The 17,338-nt window shown below is 76.1% G+C and carries 12 protein-coding genes; 5 read left to right on the top strand and 7 right to left on the bottom strand.

The features are described 5' to 3' along the window. Window positions 1-16: 16 nt before the first annotated feature. Window positions 17-1,753, top strand: a complete 1,737-nt coding sequence (locus tag ACYSMR_RS13545; protein WP_461745908.1) for a phospho-sugar mutase — start codon at window positions 17-19, stop codon at window positions 1,751-1,753. A gap of 15 nt (window positions 1,754-1,768) precedes the next feature. Here the strand turns inward: ACYSMR_RS13545 and ACYSMR_RS13540 are convergent, their stop codons facing one another. Both ACYSMR_RS13540 and nirD read right to left on the bottom strand, forming a co-directional pair. Beyond that, window positions 1,769-2,983 (bottom strand): heparan-alpha-glucosaminide N-acetyltransferase domain-containing protein, encoded by a 1,215-nt coding sequence (locus ACYSMR_RS13540; protein WP_461745906.1) that lies wholly within the window; start codon window positions 2,981-2,983, stop codon window positions 1,769-1,771. A gap of 10 nt (window positions 2,984-2,993) precedes the next feature. Then, a complete protein-coding gene (gene nirD, locus ACYSMR_RS13535; protein ID WP_461745904.1) occupies window positions 2,994-3,413 on the bottom strand; it encodes a nitrite reductase small subunit NirD in 420 nt (139 codons plus the stop codon). Between the two features lie 211 nt (window positions 3,414-3,624). Here nirD and nirB point away from each other — a divergent pair, with 211 nt between their 5' ends. Together nirB and ACYSMR_RS13525 are read left to right on the top strand one after the other, a co-directional pair. Next, on the top strand, window positions 3,625-6,285 hold the full coding sequence (gene nirB / locus ACYSMR_RS13530) for a nitrite reductase large subunit NirB (protein WP_461745902.1): 2,661 nt from the start codon (window positions 3,625-3,627) through the stop codon (window positions 6,283-6,285). 56 nt (window positions 6,286-6,341) lie between these two features. Next, window positions 6,342-7,484: a uroporphyrinogen-III synthase gene (locus ACYSMR_RS13525; RefSeq protein ID WP_461745900.1), complete on the top strand. Its 1,143-nt coding sequence runs from the start codon at window positions 6,342-6,344 to the stop codon at window positions 7,482-7,484. Window positions 7,485-7,496: 12 nt separating this feature from the next. On the opposite strand, the gene ACYSMR_RS13520 is transcribed toward ACYSMR_RS13525, so the two are convergent. The 5 genes from ACYSMR_RS13520 to ACYSMR_RS13500 form a co-directional block, all read right to left on the bottom strand. Beyond that, window positions 7,497-8,906, bottom strand: a complete 1,410-nt coding sequence (locus ACYSMR_RS13520) for an L-lactate permease (RefSeq protein ID WP_461745898.1) — start codon at window positions 8,904-8,906, stop codon at window positions 7,497-7,499. 129 nt (window positions 8,907-9,035) lie between these two features. Further along, on the bottom strand, window positions 9,036-10,637 hold the full coding sequence (locus ACYSMR_RS13515; protein ID WP_461745896.1) for an FAD-dependent oxidoreductase: 1,602 nt from the start codon (window positions 10,635-10,637) through the stop codon (window positions 9,036-9,038). After that, on the bottom strand, window positions 10,634-12,790 hold the full coding sequence (locus ACYSMR_RS13510) for a molybdopterin oxidoreductase family protein (protein WP_461745894.1): 2,157 nt from the start codon (window positions 12,788-12,790) through the stop codon (window positions 10,634-10,636). Before ACYSMR_RS13510 ends, ACYSMR_RS13515 begins: the two co-directional genes overlap by 4 nt. A 39-nt stretch (window positions 12,791-12,829) precedes the next feature. Further along, the gene (locus ACYSMR_RS13505; protein WP_461745892.1) at window positions 12,830-14,233 is read right to left on the bottom strand and encodes an MFS transporter; all 1,404 of its coding nucleotides are present in this window, start codon (window positions 14,231-14,233) and stop codon (window positions 12,830-12,832) included. A 327-nt stretch (window positions 14,234-14,560) separates the two neighbouring features. Continuing rightward, window positions 14,561-15,283, bottom strand: coding sequence for a sirohydrochlorin chelatase (locus ACYSMR_RS13500; RefSeq protein WP_461745890.1), 723 nt, complete (start codon window positions 15,281-15,283; stop codon window positions 14,561-14,563). 151 nt (window positions 15,284-15,434) lie between these two features. Here ACYSMR_RS13500 and cobA point away from each other — a divergent pair, with 151 nt between their 5' ends. Together cobA and ACYSMR_RS13490 are read left to right on the top strand one after the other, a co-directional pair. Continuing rightward, window positions 15,435-16,457, top strand: coding sequence for a uroporphyrinogen-III C-methyltransferase (cobA, locus tag ACYSMR_RS13495; protein ID WP_461745888.1), 1,023 nt, complete (start codon window positions 15,435-15,437; stop codon window positions 16,455-16,457). Then, window positions 16,447-17,271, top strand: a complete 825-nt coding sequence (locus ACYSMR_RS13490) for a uroporphyrinogen-III synthase (RefSeq protein ID WP_461745886.1) — start codon at window positions 16,447-16,449, stop codon at window positions 17,269-17,271. Before cobA ends, ACYSMR_RS13490 begins: the two co-directional genes overlap by 11 nt. Window positions 17,272-17,338 lie beyond the last annotated feature (67 nt).

The raw sequence follows: 17,338 nt of genomic DNA, 5'->3' as shown, positions 1-17,338 counted from the left end.
CAGGAGGACCGACCCCATGGCCACCGCCCCCCGCACCGAGCCCGAGCTCCTCGACGCCGCCCGCGCGTGGAGCGCCGCCGACCCCGACCCGGCCACCCGTGCCGAGCTCGCGCAGCTTCTGGCGGCCGCGGACTCCGGGGACGCCGCGGCGCGGGCGGAGCTCGCCGACCGGTTCGCCGGGACGCTGCAGTTCGGCACCGCCGGGCTGCGGGCGGCCCTGGGCGCCGGTCCCATGCGGATGAACCGGGTGGTCGTGCTGCGCGCCGCCGCGGGCCTGGCCGCCCACGTCACGGCCGTCACGGTGGACAGCGCCGCGGGCTCCGCCCGTCCCCCGCGCGCCGTGGTGGGCTACGACGCCCGGTACAACTCCGACGTCTTCGCCCGGGACACCGCCGCCGTGTTCACCGCGGCCGGCATCGAGACCCTGCTCATGCCCTCCGCCCTGCCCACCCCCGTGCTGGCGTGGGCCGTGCGGGCCCTCGACGCCGAGGTCGGCGTCATGGTCACCGCGAGCCACAACCCGCCCGCGGACAACGGCTACAAGGTCTACCTGGGCGGGCGCGCCGTCGAGGCCGGCGCCCGGGGCTGCCAGATCGTGGCGCCCTACGACCGGATGATCGCCCAGCAGATCGCCGCCGTGGGCCCCGTGGACGGCATCGCCCGCGCGGAGGCGGGCTGGACCGTCCTGCCCGCCTCGGTCGCGCAGGACTACCTCGACGCCGTGGTCCCCGCCTCCGCCGGGACGCGGCGTCCCCTGCGGATCGTGCTCACCCCGATGCACGGGGTGGGCGGGGCCACCACGACGGAGGCCCTGCGGCGGGCCGGGTTCGCCGACGTCCACGTGGTCGCCGAGCAGGCCGCGCCCGACCCGGACTTCCCCACCGTCGCCTTCCCCAACCCGGAGGAGCCCGGCGCCCTGGACCTGGCGCTCGCGGACGCCCGGGCGCAGCACGCGGACCTCGTGCTGGCCAACGACCCCGACGCCGACCGGGTGGCGGTCGCCGTGCCGCTGCCCGGCACCGGCGGCGCGGACTGGCGGATGCTGCGCGGCGACGAGGTGGGGGCGCTGCTCGGCCACGCCGCGGCGGCCCGTCCCGGCGGCCACGCCCCGGGTGCCGTGTTCGCGAACTCGATCGTGTCCTCCCGGCTGCTGGGCCGGATCGCGGCCGCGGCCGGGGTCGAGCACCACGAGACGCTCACCGGTTTCAAGTGGATCGCCCGGGTGCCCGGGCTGGTCTACGGCTACGAGGAGGCCCTCGGCTACTGCGTGGCCCCGGACGTGGTCAAGGACAAGGACGGGATCAGCGCCGCCGTGGCCGTGGCCGTGCTCGCCGACGAGCTGCGCGCCGCGGGACGCACCCTGCAGGACGTCCTGGACGACCTCGCGCTGGCGCACGGGCTGCACGCCACCGACCAGCTGAGTATCCGGGTGGCCGACCTCGCGCGCATCCCGGCGATGCTGACCGCGCTGCGCGAGGCCCCGCCGGCCAGCCTGGGCGGTTCGGACGTGGTCGAGGCCGCGGACCTCGGCGCCCCCGGGACCGGGCTGCCGCCCACGGAGGGCCTGCGCCTGGTCACCGGCGACGACACCCGCGTGGTCGTGCGCCCGTCGGGCACGGAGCCGAAGCTCAAGTGCTACCTGGAGGTGCTGGCCCCGGTCGCGGACCGGGCCGCGCTGTCCGCCGCGCGGGAGGCCGCCGCAGGGAAGCTGACGCGGATCCGCGGCGAGCTCGGGGCCGTCCTGGGGCTCTGAGGCGCCGGCACCGTCTCAGGACCGGTCCGCCGGGGCGCCCCGCGCGAGCACCCTGCGCCCGGCGGCCCGGGCGGCGAGCGCCGCGAGGTGCTCCAGCGGACCGGGGCCCACGTGGCGCCGCCAGGCCACGGCCAGCAGCAGGGCCGCGGCGACCTGCGCCCAGAACCACCCGGCCGGCGCCGCCTCGTGCGCCCCGAGGCCCAGGACCGTCAGGTGGCAGGCGTAGAGGGTGAGGGTCATGGAGCCCAGGGCCGCGAGCGGGGCGAGGGCCCGGGCGGCCACCCGGGCCAGCAGCAGCACGAGCCCGAGCGCGCACAGCGCCGTCCCGAGGCACAGGGCCAGGGCGAACGGGGTGGTCGTGTGCGGCCCCGGCACCACCAGCCACCAGGGGTCGTCGGGCACCGCGGTGCCCCGCCCGACCGCGACGACGGCGTCGAGCTCCTCCGCCGTCAGCCACGGGGCGGCCCGCAGCACGGCCTGCTCCCCGCCGAGCACGTGCAGTCCCAGCATGGACGCCCCCCAGGAGCCCAGCGCCAGCACCGCGCCGCCCGCCACGAGCCGGATCTGCACCGGCCGCTGCGACAGGTCCGTGCGCCCGAGGGCGAGACCGGCGCACAGGTACGCCAGCCACGGCAGGGCGGGGTAGACGCCGGTGAGCAGCACCTGCAGGAGCACCGTGCCGGGGTCGGTGAGCAGGAGCAGCAGGTGGGGGTCCGTGGAGTCCTCGGCGAGGGACCAGGAGCCCATCAGCCACCAGCGCAGGAGCGGACCCGCCACCAGCAGCAGCACGCAGAGCGGGAGGAGGGCGCGGGCCCGCAGCCCCAGCAGCGGGAGCGCCAGCAGGAAGTAGGCGGCGTAGTAGACGAGGATGTTGTTCGCGGGCGGCTCGGGGTAGCCGGTGAGCAGCCCGACGAGGGCGAGGACCGCGGCCCGTGCCGCCAGGGAGGCCCGGGCCGCGGCCAGCTCCCGGGCCCGGCGGGGCGTGCGGCGCCCGGAGCCCAGGGCCAGGCCCACCCCGGCCAGGGTGACGAACAGGGCCGAGGCCTTGCCGCTGAACAGCAGCCCGGCGAGCGTGGCCCGCCCGGTCTCGTCGTTCCACAGGCTCAGCGTGTGCACGGCCACCATGCCGACCAGGGCAAGGCCCCGGGCGGCGTCGACGCCCGTCAGCCGACGGGCGTCCACCGGCGGGCCCTCCCCGGTGGGGCCTACGTCCCGTTGTCGTTCCTCCACGCGCCCGATTCTACGAAGGTCCTCCCCCGGCACCGCCCTCCGCGCCGGCCAGGCCCACGAGCACGCGTCCTGCGCTGACCCGGACGGGATGCACGGCCAGCGCGGGCCCGTCGCCGCTGAGGCAGCGGCCGGTGCCGAGGTCGTAGACCTCCTTGTGCAGCGGGGAGGCGACCGTGACGGCGTCCCCGCGGGAGCCCAGGATGCCGCGGGCGAGAACGCAGGCCCCGGTGCGCGGGTCGCGGTGGTCGGCGGCCAGCACGGTGGCGGCGTCCACGCGGAACAGGGCCACCTGGCGGCCGGCCACGCGGGCGGCCTCGCCCCACTGGACCTCGAGGTCCGCCAGGGCGCACACGTCGTGCCAGACCAGCTCGGCGGCGGTGGCGCTGGTGGTCGCGGTGTCGGGGGCGAGGTCGGGGAACGTGGTGCTCATGGCTGCCTCCTGTGGCAAGGGGTGTCGGCGCGGGGTGTCGTCGGCGTCGTCGTCGACGCTAGGCGGGGCCGGTTTCGCGGGGGCGCCGTGGGCGTTGCGCCGCCGTGAAACAGCGCTCACACCGGGACGGGCGGGTGGTGAGGAAACCGCAAAGCACCTGGAACGACCGGGCAACCGGGGGGCAACGCCGGCTTCCTAGAGTCGGGGGCAGATGCCCGAACCGCTCCCCCACCCGGAGGTCCCTGTGCCGCGCTCCCCGTACACCGCCCAGCACCCGCAGCACGTCGTCGTGGTCGGCGGCGGCCCCGCCGCCCACCGGTTCGCGGAGGCTGCCCTGTCGGCGGAGGACCACCACGTCCGCCTCACCGTCTTCGCCGACGAGCCGTACGTGCCCTACGACCGGGTCCAGCTGTCCAGGGCGCTGACCGGCCCCGAGGGCTCCGTCGACCTGACCCTCGGCGGCGGGACCGTGTGGGAGGACCCGCGGGTGGACCTGCGCCTGGGCGTGGCCGCGGAGGGGATCGACCCCGCCGCGCGCACGGTGGCGGCCGCGGACGGCTCCGTCACCGGCTACGACGAGCTCGTGCTCGCCACGGGCTCCGCCGCCGCGCGCCTGGACGTCCCGGGCGCCCACCACGCCCTGGTGTTCCGCACCCTCGACGACGTCGCCGCGATCCGCGCGGAGGTCGAGCGGCTGCGGGCGCTCTACGGCCGCACCCCCCGCGGGGTGGTGGTCGGCGGCGGGCTGCTGGGCCTGGAGGCCGCCGGCGGGCTGCAGGAGCTCGGCGCCGAGGCCACGGTGGTGCACTCCCGCAAGTGGCTGATGAACGCCCAGCTGGACGAGGGCGCCGGACGGGCGCTCAACGCCCTGATCTCCGCGCGCGGGGTCCGCCTGCACCTGGGCGAGCGCCCCAGCGGGGTCGGGCTGCGCAAGGCCGACGGCGAGGTGTGCGCCGTCGAGTTCCGCGACTGCGCCGACCTCGAGGCGGACCTCGTGATCGTGGCCACCGGCATCCGCGCCCACGACCGGCTGGCCTTCAACGCCGGGATCGCGACCGCCCCGCGCGGCGGCGTGGTGATCGACGAGGCGTGCCGGACCTCCGCGGAGCACGTGTGGGCGATCGGCGAGGTGGCGTCCTGGAACGGGGAGTGCTTCGGGCTGGTGGCCCCCGCCAACACCATGGCCGAGATCGTGGCCGACCGGCTCGCGGGCGGGCGCTCCACGTTCGAGAGCTTCGACACCGCGACGAAGCTCAAGCTCGCCGGCGTCGACGTCGCCTCCTTCGGCGACGCCTACGCCGAGACCCCCGAGTGCCTGGAGGTCGTCTACGCGGACCCGGCCCGCGGCCTGTACCAGAAGCTCGTGGTGAGCCCGGACGCGAGGACCCTGCTGGGCGGGGTGTTCGTGGGCGACGCCGAGCCCTACAACTCGCTGCGCCCGCTGCTGGGCCGGGAGCTGCCTGCCGAGCCCGGGGCCTACCTCTCGGCCTCCGGCGGGGAGGCCCCGGCCGGGGACCTGCCCGACGACGCCGTGCTGTGCTCGTGCAACAACGTGACGACCGGGGCGGTGCGCGAGCAGATCGCGTGCGGGGCGCACGAGATCGGCGAGCTCAAGAAGTGCTCGCGCGCGGGCACCCAGTGCGGCTCGTGCGTGCCCATGCTGAAGAAGACCCTGGACCTGGAGCTGGCCAGGGCGGGCGTGGCCGTGTCGAAGGCGCTGTGCGAGCACTTCGAGCTCTCCCGCCCCGAGCTCTTCGAGGCCGTGCGCGCCCTCGAGCTCGCCTCGTGGGACGAGGTCCTCGCCCGCTTCGGCACGGGCCTGGGCTGCGACATCTGCAAGCCCGTGGTCGCCTCCGTGCTGGCCTCCCAGCGCGAGGAGTACGTGCTCGACGCCGGCCGCGGCGCCCTGCAGGACACCAACGACCGGGCGCTGGCGAACATGCAGAAGGACGGGACCTACTCCGTGGTCCCGCGCGTGCCCGGCGGGGAGATCACCCCCGAGAAGCTCATCGTGCTGGGCGAGGTCGCGAAGAAGTACGGGCTCTACACCAAGATCACCGGTGCCCTGCGGGTGGACATGTTCGGCGCCCGCCTCGAGCAGCTGCCGGAGATCTGGCGGGAGCTCGTGGACGCGGGCTTCGAGTCCGGGCAGGCCTACGGCAAGGCCCTGCGCAACGTGAAGTCCTGCGTGGGCTCCACGTGGTGCCGCTACGGCGTGCAGGACTCCACCGGCATGGCCGTGCGGCTCGAGCTGCGCTACCGCGGGCTGCGCTCCCCGCACAAGTTCAAGATGGGCGTCTCCGGCTGCGCCCGGGAGTGCGCCGAGGCCCGCGGCAAGGACGTGGGCGTCATCTCCACCACCGACGGGTGGAACCTCTACACCGGCGGCAACGGCGGGGCGAACCCGGCCCACGCCCAGCTGCTCGCCCAGGGCCTCGACGACGAGACCCTCGTGCGCTACATCGACCGCTACCTCATGTACTACATCCGCACGGCCGACCGCCTCCAGCGCACCGCCCGGTGGCAAGAGGAGCTCGACGGCGGGATCGAGCACGTGCGCGCCGTCGTCATCGAGGACTCCCTCGGGATCGGCGCCGAGCTCGAGGCGGCCATGGAGCGCCACGTCGGGCGCTACGAGGACGAGTGGGCGGCCACGCTGAAGGACCCCGAGCGGCTGCGCCGGTTCCGGTCCTTCGTCAACGACGCCGCCCCCGACGACTCCCAGGACTACGTCCTCGAGCGCGGGCAGCGCCGCCCCGCCACCGCGCAGGAACGCGCCGCCGCCGCGGCCGGGGAGGGCCCCGTGCTGATCTCCGGGCTGCGCATCCCGCTCCGGGAGCAAACCGTGACGGAGCACCCGGCCCAGGTGTGAGCCCCCGGACATCGCAGGGAAACACGCCGGTCACAGGCCCCTCGTACGCTCGGGGCATGTCCTTGCCTGCCAGCGACCCCACCGCCACGGCCCCCGCCGGCGACCCCGCGCACGGGGAGCTGACCGGCTTCCGGATCGGGGTGACCGCCCACCGCCGGGCCGGGGACTTCATCGCGGCCCTGCAGCGGCGCGGCGCCCAAGTGCTGCACGCCCCCGCCCTGATGATCTCCCCCGTCGAGGAGGACGCCCGGGTGGTCGAGGACACCCGCACGCTGCTGGCCCACCGCCCCGACGTGGTCGTGGTCACCACCGCCTACGGGCTGCGCCGCTGGTTCGAGGCCGCCGACGCCGCCGGGCTCGGCGAGGACCTGCGGGACGCCTTCCAGCGTGCCCGGGTGATTACGCGCGGGGCGAAGGCCCGCGGCCAGGTGCTGTCCCTGGAGCTCGACGACGCCGAGGTCGCCGAGGCCGAGCGCACCTCCTCGGTGGTCGACCGGCTGCTGGCCGACGGCGTGGCCGGGGCCCGCGTCGCGGTGCAGATGCACGGGCTCACCGATAAGCTCCAGCTGCAGCGGCTCGTGGCCGCCGGCGCCGCCGTCGACACCGTGGCCCCCTACCGCTGGCTGTCCGCCGACGACGGCGAGCGCCTGCCCGCGCTCATCCGGGAGGTCTGCGACCGGCGCCTGGACGTGCTGACGTTCACCGCCGCCCCGGCCGTCGACGCCCTGTTCAGCACCGCCCAGGAGATCGGCCGACACGAGGAGCTGGTGGCCGCGCTGCGCACGGACGTCACCGCCGCGGCCGTCGGCCCGGTGTGCGCGGGCCCGCTGCTGGAGGCGGGAGTCGAGCCCCTCGTCCCGGAGCGCTACCGGCTCGGCGCGCTCGTGCGCACCATCTGCACGCACGCGGCCCAGGAGCGCACCCTGGAGGTCCCCACCCGGCACGGCCCGCTGCGGCTGATGAGCACCGGCACGGCCGTGGCGGGCGCGTTCGTCCCGCTCTCCGACGCCCAGGTGGCGGTGCTGCGGGCGCTCGTGCGCGGGGCGGGGGCGGTCGTGTCCCGGGCCGAGCTGCTAGCCGCGGTGCCGGGGATCGACAACGAGCACGCCCTGGAGATGGTGGTCTCCCGGCTGCGCCGGGCGCTGCCCGCCCCGGTCGTGGAGACGGTCATCAAGCGCGGCTACCGGCTGGCCGTCTGAGCCTGCCCGGACTCAGCCGCCGGCGCCCGGGGCGAGCGCTGCGCCGCAGCCCGCCAGCAGGAGCGCGAAGAGCAGCAGCAGCCGCAGGTCGAAGCCGATGAGGGACCGCTCGGCGTCCGGTCCGGGCATCCCGGCGACGTCGAGCACGAGGCTCGCCGTGGGCAGGGAGGCGAGCATCGCGATGCCCGCCCCGGCGTTCTGCACCGCCGGGGCCAGGGCCCCGGTCCCGGACAGCTCTCCCAGGGAGGCCTGCGCGGGCATCATCAGGGCGTTGCCGCTCGTGGCCGAGCCGGTGAGGAAGCCCGAGCCCAGGGCCAGCACCGGGGACAGACCTGCGACCGCCCCGGGCCCGGCTGCGGTGATGCCCGCGGCGAGGGTCGCGACGGACCCGGACGCGACCATCACCTGCGCCATGAGGACGAACCCGCCCAGGGCGGCGACCGTGCGACGGCTCGACCACGCGGACCGGGCCGTGGACCGGCCCGTCCCCGGGCGCGCGAAGAGCAGGCACGCGAGGAGCAGCGCCGCCCCGGGCGAGGAGAACGGGGCCACGGACGCGTCCCCGACCGGCAGCCGCACGTCCAGGGGCACGCCCAGCGCCACGAGCGCCTGCACCGCGACCACGAGCCCCAGGACCGCGGCGTAGGGGGCGACGGCCCGCCACGGCGGGGCGGGCACCGCACCCCGGAGCAGACCCGGGCCCAGCACGGCGAGGGCCGCGCCGGTGCCGGCGAGGACTCCGGCCACGACCGTGAGGCCGGCCGCGTTCGCCGCCACGAGCAGCAGCGCCTGCCCGGCCCCGCAGACCGCCCCCGGCCAGGCCCTCGGCAGCAGCCGGGCCCCGTCCCGGCCCAGGGACGTCGCGAGGGCCCCGACGACCGGCATGAGCACGAGGTAGAGCAGGGCGGTGCGGGTGCCGAGCGCGCCCGGGGTGGTCCCGCTCAGCGCGGCCCCGACCTGGGTGGGCAGGCTCAGGGCGCCCCACGGGACGACCGCCATGCCGAGCACGGCCTGGCGCACGGCCACCGCCGGCGGGGACAGCGCCACCAGGATGGGGACCGTGGCCAGCAGGGAGACGCCGAACCCGGTCAGGGACTCCAGGGCGGGGCCGATCCCCAGCACGATGAGCCCCGTCCGCCAGGGGGCGGGCAGCCCGACCCGGCCCACCCAGTCCGCGAGCTCCCGGTGGGTGCCGCGGGCCTTGAGGATCCCGTTGAGCGTCAGCCCCGGCACCACGACCAGTACGGCGCCGAGCAGCAGCGCAGCACCCACGTCCCAGGCGACCGGCGCGCCCCCGCCCAGCCCGTACTGGACCAGGGCGACCGCCAGCCCGAGGGCTGCGCTCGCCCAGACGGGCGTCTTCAGCACCAGCAGCGCCAGCAGGGAGGCCACCACCGGCAGCAGCGCGTAGGCGTAGATCATGGGCGGCCACGGTCCGGTGTCGTCGTGCGGGCTTGCGTGCGTCCAGTGTCCCGCACCCCGCCGGGGCGCACCAGCGCCGGGCCGGGCGCTGCGCACGCACGACGCCCCGGCGCAGGGAGCGCTGCCGCGTCACACGGCCACGCCCCGGTGGACCTCGATGATCCGGGCGACCGCGGCCTTGCAGCCGCCGCAGCCGGTGGAGGCCCGGGTGGCGCAGCTGACCTCCTCGACCGTGGACGCGCCGTCGTCGACGGCGTCGGCGATGCGGCCCATCGTCACCCCGGCGCAGTGGCACACGGTCGCCTCGGGGCTCGGCTGCGCCGGCTCGTTGCCGGTGTCCGGGCCGTCCAGGCGCAGCAGCACGCTCGGGTCCAGCGGCACCGGCTCGCCGCGGTCGTGGAGCAGACCGATCCCGGCGGCCGCCCGGGGCAGGCCGAGGACGATGTAACCCTCCAGGGAGCGGTCCGGGCCGAGCACGAGCTTGGCGTAGGTCCCGGCCGAGCCGTCGGCCCACTGCACCACGGACCCGCCGTCCGGGCGGGGCTCCCACGGCAGTCCCCCGACCGCGCCGGCGCAGGCGAGTTCCACCTGGTGCGCCTTGAGCCGCACCGCCCCGGCCGGCCCGCTCGTCAGCGGCGCCAGCACCGCCGTCCCACCCTCGGCGACGGCCTCCAGCTCGGCGCGGAAGCGGGCGGCGAGCCACTCCGCCTGCCGCCAGCCGGGTCCCACCAGACCGGACGGGCCGAGTCCCTCCCGGCCCGGGCAGACCTGGCAGGAGGGGTCCTTGCACAGCACCTCGGCGCAGTCCCCGACCGCGAACACGCGCTGCTCGACGTCGGCCTCGAGCTCGTGGTTGACCACGATCCCGCGGGCCGTGCGCAGTCCCGCCCCCTCGGCCAGGCTCGTGCGCGCGGTGACGCCGATCGACAGCAGCAGCAGCTCGCCCGGCACCGTCCGGCCGTCCTCGAGGAGCAGGCCCCGGAAGGCGAGGTCGTCGTCCAGGAGGACCTCGCGGGCCTGCACCCCGGAGACCACGCCCACCCCGGCGGACGCGAGCGCCCGCCCGACCAGCGCGCCGCCGGCGGCGTCGAGGGAGCGGGTCATCACCCAGGGGGCGTGGTGGACCACGGTCACGGGGCAGCCCGTCTCGCTCGCGGCGAGGGCGGCCTCGAGGCCGAGCACGCCGCCGCCTAGCACCACCACGCGGCCGCGGCGCTCGACGACCTCGCGCACGGCCTGCGCGTCGCGCAGGTCCCGCAGGGCGGTGACGCCGGCGGGGAGGTGCTCGTAGGCGTCGGGGTCCGGGTTGATCCCGCGCAGCACGGGCAGGTTGGGGCGGGCGCCGGTGGCGAGGACCAGGCGGTCGTAGCCGAGCTCGCGGACGGCTCCGCTGGCGCGCTCCGTGAGGCGCAGGCGCCGGCGGGAGCGGTCGATGCGGGTGACCTCGGTGCCGAGCAGCACGTCGACCCCGGCGCCGGCCAGGGCCGCGGGGTCGGCCAGGGCCATCCCGTCGAGCTCGGCCCGGCCCATCGCGTGCTCGCCCACGAGCACCCGGTTGTAGGCGGGCTCGGTCTCCGCGCCGACGACGGTGAGGCGGATCGTGCCGTCGGCGGCGAGGCCGGAGACGTCGTCGACGAAGCGCGCGGCCACGGGGCCGAACCCGATCACGACCACGTGCTCGCCGGGACGCATCGGGGTCCCGGTCGAGCGGGGCGGGCGGTGCACGGTCATCGGGTCGTCTCCTCGGGGTCGATCGCGCGGACGGTCACGGCGCCCGCCTTGAACTCGGGCATGGACGAGATCGGGTCCACGGCGGTGGAGGACACGAGCTTGTTGGCGGTCTGCTCACCGGCGTAGTGGAAGGGCAGGAAGACGGTGTCGGGGCGGATGTCGGAGGTCAGCTGGGCGAGCGCCAGGGCGCGGCTGCGGGCGCTGGTGAGCTCCACCGCGGCCCCGTCCCGGATGCCGAGCGAGGCGGCGGTGGCGGGGTGGATCTGCATCATGGACTCGGGCCGGGCCTCGTGCAGCGAGGGCACCCGGCGGGTCTGGTTGCCGGACTGGTAGTGCTCCAGGTACCGCCCGGTGACGAGGGTCAGGGTGCCGGGCGCGTGCAGCTGCTCGCGCCGGTTCGCCCGCGGGCTCGGGTCCACGGCCCGGCCGGCGGCGCGCGGGGTGACCGGGACGAGCACGGCGCGCCCGTCCGGGTGGCCGAAGCGGTCGAGGAAGACCCGGGAGGTGCCCGTGGCCGCGCCGGCCGGATACGGCCAGTAGCACGCCTCGTCGGCATCCAGGGCGGCATAGCTGATGCCCGAATAGTCGGCCTTGCCCCCGGCGGAGGCGGCGCGCAGCTCCTCGAAGACCTCCTGCGGGTCGGGGCTGAACGTCCCGGGGGCTTCGAGCCGGCGGGCGAGCTCGGCCATGATCCACAGCTCGTCGCGGGCCCCGGGCGGCGGGTCGACCGCGCGGCGGCGGCGCAGCACCCGGCCCTCGAGGTTGGTCATGGTGCCCTCCTCCTCGGCCCACTGCAGGACCGGCAGCACGAGGTCGGCGTACTCGGCGGTCTCGGAGAAGAAGAAGTCGCACACCACCAGGAAGTCCAGCGCCTGCAGCCCGCGGGTCACGGCGTCGGCGTCCGGGGCGCCGATCACCACGTTGGAGCCGTTGACCCACAGGCAGCGGACCCCGTGCTCGGTGCCGAGGGTGGTCAGCAGCTCCACGGCGGGCAGACCGGCTCCGGGCAGGTCGGCCGGGTCCACGCCCCACACGGCGGCGACGTGCGCGCGCGCGGCCGGGTCCGTGATGGTGCGGTAGCCGGGCAGCTGGTCGGCCTTCTGCCCGTGCTCGCGCCCGCCCTGCCCGTTGCCCTGGCCGGTCAGGGTCCCCCAGCCGGAGCCGGCGACGCCGGGCAGCCCCAGGAGCAGGGCCAGGTTGATCGCCGCGGTCGCGGTGTCCGTGCCGTCGACGTGCTGCTCCACGCCCCGGCCGGTCAGCACGTAGGTGCCCCGGCGCTGCCGGGCGAGCAGGCGGGCGGCGCGGCGGATCCGCTCCGCGGGCACGCCCGTGACCTGCTCGACCCGCTCGGGCCACCAGGCGTTGACGCTCGGGACGAAGGACTCCAGGCCCCGGGTGCGCCGGGCGAGGTAGTCCCGGTCGGCGAGGCCCTCGTGGAGGACCACGTGGGCCAGGCCCAGGAGCAGCACGAGGTCCGAGCCGGGGGTGGGCTGCAGGTGCAGCCCGCCCCCGTCCTCGGTCATCCGTGCCGTGGCGGAGCGGCGGGGGTCCACGACGACCAGGCCCCCGTGCTCCTGCGCGTGCTGGAGGTGCTGGACGAACGGGGGCATGGTCTCGGCGGGGTTCGTGCCCAGCAGCAGCACGGTGTGGGCGTCGTCGAGGTCGGTGACGGGGAAGGGCAGGCCGCGGTCCAGGCCCAGCGAGCGGTTGGCGGCGGCCGCGGCGGAGGACATGCAGAACCGCCCGTTGTAGTCAATCCGCGAGGTGCGCAGGGCGACCCGGGCGAACTTCCCGAGCTGGTAGGCCTTCTCGTTGGTCAGCGACCCCCCGCCGAAGATGCCCACCCCGTCGCGGCCGTAGCACTGCTGGGCAGCCCGGAACTCCCCGGCCATCCGGTCCAGGGCCGCGTCCCAGGAGACCTCCTGGAAGGCCCCGTCCGGGCCCCGCAGCAGCGGCGCGGTGAGCCGGGACGGGCTGGCCAGCAGCTCCGACGACGTCCACCCCTTCCGGCACATCCCGCCCCGGTTGACCGGGAACTGCCGGGCCCGGACCTCCGGGAAGCCCTGCTCGGCGGCGGTCCGCGAGCCCGTGTCCAGGGTCATGGCGCACTGCAGGGCGCAGTAGGGGCAGTGGGTCGCCGTCGTCGCAGCCATGGGTCTGCTCCTTCCGGGGAAGTGGGGTGGGCGGGCGGGTCAGATGTGGCTGTCGCCCATCTCGGTGCCCCTGCGCAGGTAGCAGAACCAGGTCACGAGCAGGGCCGCCACGTAGAACGCCACGAAGCCGTAGAAGGCCGCGCTGTAGGCGCCCGTGGTGGTGTTCGAGAGGTTCAGCGCCTGCGGGATGAGGAACCCGCCGTACGCGCCGACCGCGCCGATCAGGCCGAGGGCCGCCGAGGCCTTGCGCTCGGTCGAGACCGCGGCGTCCTGCTGGTGGCGCAGCCCCAGCACCCGGTAGATCGAGGGGATCATCCGGTACGTGGAGCCGTTGCCCATGCCCGCGGCGGTGAACAGCAGCAGGAACAGGCCGAGGAACAGCCAGAAGTTCGCCAGGGGCAGGGTCAGCACCACGGCGAGCGCGAGCAGGGCCATGACCGCGAAGACGGTGACCGTCATCGGGGCGCCGCCGAAGCGGTCCGCGAGCTTGCCGCCGTAGGGGCGGGCCACCGATCCGACCAGCGGCCCGAGGAACGCCAGGGACAGCGCCGCGGCACCCACGCTGAAGGAGGAGAACTCCGGGAAGGTGTCCTGGATGAGCTTCGGGAACACGCTCGAGAAGCCGATGAAGGAGCCGAAGGTGCCCACGTAGAGGAAGGACATCACCCAGAAGTGCGGTTCCTTCACCGTGGCCAGGGACCCCGTGACGTCCCCCTTGGCGTGGGAGAGGTTGTGCATGTGCTTCCGGGCGCCCCAGGCGGCGAGGAGGATGAACGGCACCCAGATCCACCCGGCGAGCGGCAGGTCCAGCGCCCCGGCGGCGAGCACGGTGATGGCGATCGGGACCACGAGCTGGGCCACGGCGGTGCCGAGGTTGCCGCCGGCCGCGTTGAGCCCGAGCGCGTAGCCCTTCTCCCGCACCGGGTAGAAGAAGGTGATGTTGGCCATCGAGGAGGCGAAGTTGCCGCCGCCGAAACCGGCCGTGGCCGCCAGGAGCAGCATCACCCAGAACGGGGTGGCGGGCTCGGCGACCGCGAGCGCGAGGCCCACCGTGGGCACCAGCAGCAGCAGGGCCGAGACGACGGTCCAGTTCCGCCCGCCGAAGCGCCCGACCATGAAGGTGTAGGGGATCCGCAGCGTGGCCCCGACCAGGGACGGGATGGAGATCAGCCAGAAGATCTGGGAGCTGCTGAAGGTGAATCCCGCGGCCGGCAGGAAGACGACGGTGATGGCCCACAGCTGCCAGACGGCGAAGCCGAGGAACTCCGCGAAGATGGACCACGTGAGGTTGGTGCGGGCGATCGGGCGCCCGGTGCTCTCCCAGAACGCGGGGTCCTCGGGGCGGTAGCCGTCCAGCCAGCGGCCGGGGCGCTCGCGCAGGGCGAGCGGCGGGGTCGTCGCCGAGACCGTCCGGGACGGGTCGGGAAGCAGTTCTGAACTCACGGGTGACCTCCTGCTGGCGGGGTGGTGCACGGCGACGACGGCGTGCGATGCGCTCAGCGTAGGAAGGCCGTGTTTCGCGCCCTGACGGCGGGGGTAACGGCTCGGTGCACTTCCGCTCACACCCTCGGGCTGGAGCTGTGAGGGTTTTCCCGGCGGCCCCGGTGCGCCGACGCCCCACCCACCGGCCGCCCTGGTGCGCCGACTCCCCAGGGTGCTCGCGATCCCCCACGCATGATCGTGGGGGAACGGCGCCGCTGTGGGGACTCGGCGGGACGGGGTGGACGCGGGACGGGGCGGAGGCGGGGTGGACGCGGTGCGCCCGGCGGGTCAGGCCGCGGAGCGGTAGCGGGCGACGACCACGTCCACGAGCTCGGCGGGCACCTCGCCCTCCGGCACGACCAGCGGGTCCGTGTCCACGTCCGCGCCCGCCCGGTGGGACAGGTCCAGGAAGTACCCCGGCGCCAGCAGGTAGTTGGCCACGACCACGCGCCCGCCCTCGGCCAGCCCGGCCCGGACGGCGGAGACCGCCTCGGGCACCCGCGGCCGCACCGCGGCGAGGTAGGAGACGGTCACCGGCCGGCCCAGCTCCTGGGCGAGCTGCTCGGCCACCACGGCGCAGTCGGCCACGGCCCGCTGGTCCGAGGACCCGGCGGTGGCCAGCACCACGGCGTCGCGCTCCCCCAGCGGCGCCCCGGAGCGCTCGCACGCCTCGTGCACCCGCCGGGCCAGCAGCCGGGCGAGCGCCGGGTCGGGACCGAGCGCGGGCGTGGCGGAATGCTCCTCGTCCGCGGCGGCCGCCCGCGCGACGTCCACGTAGACGTGGTAGCCGGCGGAGAGCAGCAGCGGCACGACCACGGCCGGCCGCCCGGCGAACTGCTCGGTGCGCTCCACGAGGTCCGGGGTCTGGACGTCCACCCACGTGGGCACCACCTCGGTGCCCGGCAGCCGCGCCGCGACCGCCTCGACGAGCCGGGCCACGGCCGTGCGCCCGGCCGGTGAACGGGTGCCGTGGGCGCAGGCGAGCAGGACGGGGGCCTCGGGTGCGATCATGGGCACTACCCTACGATCGTGTCGCCGCGCGACGTCACCACGTCACGCGGCGTCATCGGGCAACCGACCGGAAACACCGGTGCCCCACCCTGGAAACGGCGACGCCCGACCCCGTGCGCCACCCGCCCCGTACGCCCCCCTGGAGGACCGCATGTACCTGACCGCCGATCTGACCGACGTCCCGGTGCTGGTGCTCGGCGATCCGCACGGTGCCCGGCGCTCGCTGCGCCGGTACGCCGCGGCCGGGGCGAGCGTGCGCTCCGTGCCCGCCCCCGAGCAGCTGGGCCCGGACGACGTCCGCGGGGCCGCGCTGGCCGTCGTGGTCGGGGACGGCACCCGGCGGTGGCGGGAGGTCCTGCACGACCTCGGCGCCCGCGTGCCCGTGGCGCTCGAGCCCGCCGCACAGGACGTGGGCCGGGTGACGCTCGTGGGCGGGGGCCCCGGCGCCGACGACCTGCTCACGGTGCGCGCCGTGCAGGCCCTGCAGGGGGCCGACGTGGTCCTCGTGGACCGGCTGGCCCCGGCCGGGGCCGTGGCGGCCGCCGCCCCGGGCGCCCACATCATCCCCGTCGGCAAGACCCCCGGCCACCACCCGGTCCCGCAGTCGCGGATCCAGGAGGTCATGGTCGAGCACGCCCTGGAGGGCCGGTCCGTGGTCCGGCTCAAGGGCGGGGACCCCTACGTCTTCGGCCGCGGCGGGGAGGAGCTCGCGGCGTGCGCCGCCCACGGCATCCCGGTCGACGTGGTCCCCGGCGTGACCAGCGCCGTCTCCGTGCCGGGCGCCGCCGGCATCCCCGTGACCTTCCGCGAGGTGAGCCGGATGTTCACCGTCGCCTCCGGGCACGTCCCGTTCTCCGAGCAGGAGCTCGCGCACTTCGCGGGCCTGGGTGCCGCGGGCGGGACCCTGGTCGTGCTCATGGGCATGAACACCCTCCCCCACCTGGTCGCGGGCCTCGTGCGCGCCGGGGCCGACCCCGCCACGCCCCTGGCCGTGGTGGAGAAGGGCTTCACCGACCAGCAGCGCTCGACCGTCACCACGCTCGCGGACGCGGTGGCCGACACCACCGCGGCGGGCTGCGGCTCCCCCGCCGTCGTCGTCGTGGGGCCGGTGGTGCGCCTGGCGTCCGCGGAGCGGGACGCGTTCCTCGCCGAGGTGACCGCCCATGGCTGCTGAGGACCTGCCCCTGGCGGGCCGCGTCGTGGGCGTCACCGCCCACCGCCGCTCCGAGGACCAGATCGCGGTCCTGCAGCGCCGCGGGGCCACCGTGATCCACGCCCCGGCGCTGAAGGTCGAGCCGGTCGGCGAGGACGCCCCGCTCGCCGCCGCCTCGCGCGCCCTGTTCGACGCCCGCCCCGACCTCGTGCTCATCACCACCGGCTACGGCCTGCGCCGCTGGCACGACGCCGCCGAGGCCCAGGGCTTCGACGGGGACCTGCTGCTGTGCCTGCGCGAGGCCGCCGTGTACGTGCGCGGCCCCAAGGGGCGCGGCGCCGTGCGCGGTCTGGGTCTCGAGGACGCCGGCATGGCCGCCGACGAGACCACCCAGGGCCTGGTGGACCTCGTGCTCGCCGAGCACGGCGGGGACCTCACCGGCCGCACGGTCGGGCTGCAGCTGCACGGCATCGCCGACGTCGCCCAGCGGCGCCGGCTCACCGACGCCGGGGCGACGGTGCTCACCGTGACGCCCTACCGGTGGGCCCCCGCCGACGACGCCGGTCAGGTTCCCGTGCTGGTGCGCGAGGCCGCCGCCGGACGCGTGGACGCCATCACGTTCACCGCCGCCCCGGCCGTCGACGCGCTGTTCAGCACCGCGGAGGAGCTCGGCCTGCACGAGCAGCTCCTGGAGGCGTTCCGGCGCGGGATGCTCGCCGCCACCGTCGGCCCCGTCACGGCCGCGCCCCTGCAGGAGTTGGGAATCGAGCCGCTCGTGCCCGAACGCTTCCGGATGGGCGCGATGCTCAAACAGCTCACCGACGCCCTGGCCTGACCCCGCCGGGACGCTTCCGGGTATTTCCGGCCTTCTCCCGTGCCTGCGGGGCACCCACACCTGTGAC

The organism is Kocuria sp. U4B, assembly GCF_054875615.1.
The sequence above is the reverse complement of the archived record's forward strand: the minus strand, read 5'-3'. Positions and strand labels throughout refer to the sequence as shown.

Excerpts from the sequence above, each read along its gene's own strand:
- ACYSMR_RS13545 (WP_461745908.1), top strand. The coding sequence starts at position 17 with ATGGCCACCGCCCCCCGCACCGAGCCCGAGCTCCTCGACGCCGCCCGC.
- nirD (WP_461745904.1), bottom strand. The coding sequence starts at position 3,413 with ATGAGCACCACGTTCCCCGACCTCGCCCCCGACACCGCGACCACCAGC.
- nirB (WP_461745902.1), top strand. The coding sequence starts at position 3,625 with ATGCCCGAACCGCTCCCCCACCCGGAGGTCCCTGTGCCGCGCTCCCCG.
- ACYSMR_RS13525 (WP_461745900.1), top strand. The coding sequence starts at position 6,342 with ATGTCCTTGCCTGCCAGCGACCCCACCGCCACGGCCCCCGCCGGCGAC.
- ACYSMR_RS13520 (WP_461745898.1), bottom strand. The coding sequence starts at position 8,906 with ATGATCTACGCCTACGCGCTGCTGCCGGTGGTGGCCTCCCTGCTGGCG.
- ACYSMR_RS13515 (WP_461745896.1), bottom strand. The coding sequence starts at position 10,637 with ATGACCGTGCACCGCCCGCCCCGCTCGACCGGGACCCCGATGCGTCCC.
- ACYSMR_RS13510 (WP_461745894.1), bottom strand. The coding sequence starts at position 12,790 with ATGGCTGCGACGACGGCGACCCACTGCCCCTACTGCGCCCTGCAGTGC.
- ACYSMR_RS13500 (WP_461745890.1), bottom strand. The coding sequence starts at position 15,283 with ATGATCGCACCCGAGGCCCCCGTCCTGCTCGCCTGCGCCCACGGCACC.
- cobA (WP_461745888.1), top strand. The coding sequence starts at position 15,435 with ATGTACCTGACCGCCGATCTGACCGACGTCCCGGTGCTGGTGCTCGGC.
- ACYSMR_RS13490 (WP_461745886.1), top strand. The coding sequence starts at position 16,447 with ATGGCTGCTGAGGACCTGCCCCTGGCGGGCCGCGTCGTGGGCGTCACC.